The 1,854-nt window shown below is 73.3% G+C and carries 2 pseudogenes; both read left to right on the top strand.

The features are described 5' to 3' along the window. Positions 1-749: pseudogene (locus tag BZL64_RS39930) on the top strand (serine/threonine protein kinase); the annotation flags it as partial. 26 nt (positions 750-775) lie between these two features. Next, positions 776-1,854, top strand: a pseudogene (locus BZL64_RS28170) (serine/threonine-protein kinase); the annotation flags it as partial.

Genomic DNA, 1,854 nt, shown 5'->3' with positions numbered 1-1,854 from the left:
TGACCAGTTGGGCGCCCGCCCCGGCGCGCACCCAACTGGTCACCGAGCCCGTGGTCCTGGCCCCGGACGCACAGGGGCCGATCGGCGGCTGGTCCGTCAGGGCCACTGCCGGGCGCGCCGGCTGGGGCCTGCGGGTCGGCACCAGGCTGTTCTGGACCGGGCTCGGCGCGACCGTCGTCGCCGCGGCGATCGCGGCCTGGCTGGTGGTCGCCGACCCCTCGGGCGGCGGACTGCCCGCCGGCTGGAGGACGAGCGCCCAGAAGGACGTCACCGCGACACTTGCGGTACCGAAGGACTACGTGCTGGGCAAGCCGGAGGAGACGGACGACGACCACCGGGTCAGCTTCACCGACCCGAGCGGCGCCATCTCGGTCGTCCTGGCCGTCGAGCGCAAGGCGGAGGACACCGGCGGCGCCATCAAGGACTCCGCGGCCGCCGAGATGTACGAGGACAACGACGACTTCAAGACCAACGGCGACTACGGCCTCGACATGCCGAAGGCACCGAAGACCTCGCCGGACGCCAACGCCGAGTACCAGGGCAGGCCGGCCGCCGAGAACACGGTCGCCTACACCAGCACCGACACCCAGAACCCCCTTCCCCGCGAGATGCGGACGCTGTACTACAAGTCCACCGCGGGCGACATGTACAAGCTCACCATCGCCTACCCCGGCAAGGGCGACTTCACGAAGCGGGGCCAGGAGGTCGCGGCCACCGCGATCGCCCACCTGAAGGTGGACAAGCTCTGACGCGCCGCTCGTGGTAGTCATGTGCCATGAGTGACGACGGGGAGCGCGAGGGCGTCAACGGCCGTACCGTGGGCGGGCGTTACCGGCTGCTCGAACGCATCGGCTCGGGCGGCATGGGCACCGTGTGGCGGGCCCGCGACCTGCTCATGGAACGCGACGTGGCCGTCAAGGAACCCCGGCTGCCCGGAGACCCGCAGGACGAGTTCCACCGCCGGGCCGCCCACCGGCTCTACCGGGAGGTCCGCGCCGCCGCCCGCGTCGACCATCCCTCCGCGGTCTCCATCCACGACGTCGTCGTCGAGGAGGGCGAGGGCCTGTCGGACGGCCTGCCGTGGATCGTCATGGAGTTGGTGCGCGGCGAGTCCCTGCACGAGGTGCTGCGACGCGGCCCGCTGGACCCGGCCGAGGCCGCCCGGATCGGCCTGGCCGTCCTGGGCGCGCTGCGCGCCGCGCACGCCNNTGCTGCTCGGCCCGCACGGCCGGGTCGCCCTCACCGACTTCGGGATCGCACACATCCAGGGCGAGGAATCCCTCACCGTCAGCGGCGAGTTCGTCGGCTCCCTGGAGTTCATCGCCCCCGAGCGGATGTCCGGCCGCGGCGCCGGCCCCGCCTCGGACCTGTGGTCCCTCGGCGTCCTGCTGTACGCCGCCGTCGAGGGCTGGTCGCCCTTCCGCCGTACGACGGTGGAGTCCACGCTCGCCGCGATCCTCGCCGCCGATCTCCCCGAGCCGAAACAGGCCGGTCCCCTCGCCCCTCTCCTCGTACGTCTCCTCGCCCGAGACCCCGACGAGCGGCCGGCCCCGGCGGAGGTTGCCGAGGCACTGGAGGCGGCGACCCTGACCGGCTGGCCGGCACCGTCCGCCACCGCCGAACCGACCGAGCCGCAGGACACGGCGCGGCTGCGGGAGTTCGGCGACGACGTGGGAACGATACGGATCGGCGCGGAGGCGGAGCCGTCGGGCGAGCCCGAGGAGCCCACCGGCCCTCAGCCCGGCCCTCAGCCCGGTCCTCAGCCCGGTCCTCAGTCCGAGCCGGATCGAGAGCCGGATCCCGACTCGGATCCCGACGCCCCGGCCGAAGCACCCTCGCAGCCGACCTCCACCC

The organism is Streptomyces bobili, from assembly GCF_002154575.1.
Classification (GTDB): Bacteria; Actinomycetota; Actinomycetes; order Streptomycetales; family Streptomycetaceae; genus Streptomyces; species Streptomyces bobili.
The sequence above is the reverse complement of the archived record's forward strand: the minus strand, read 5'-3'. Positions and strand labels throughout refer to the sequence as shown.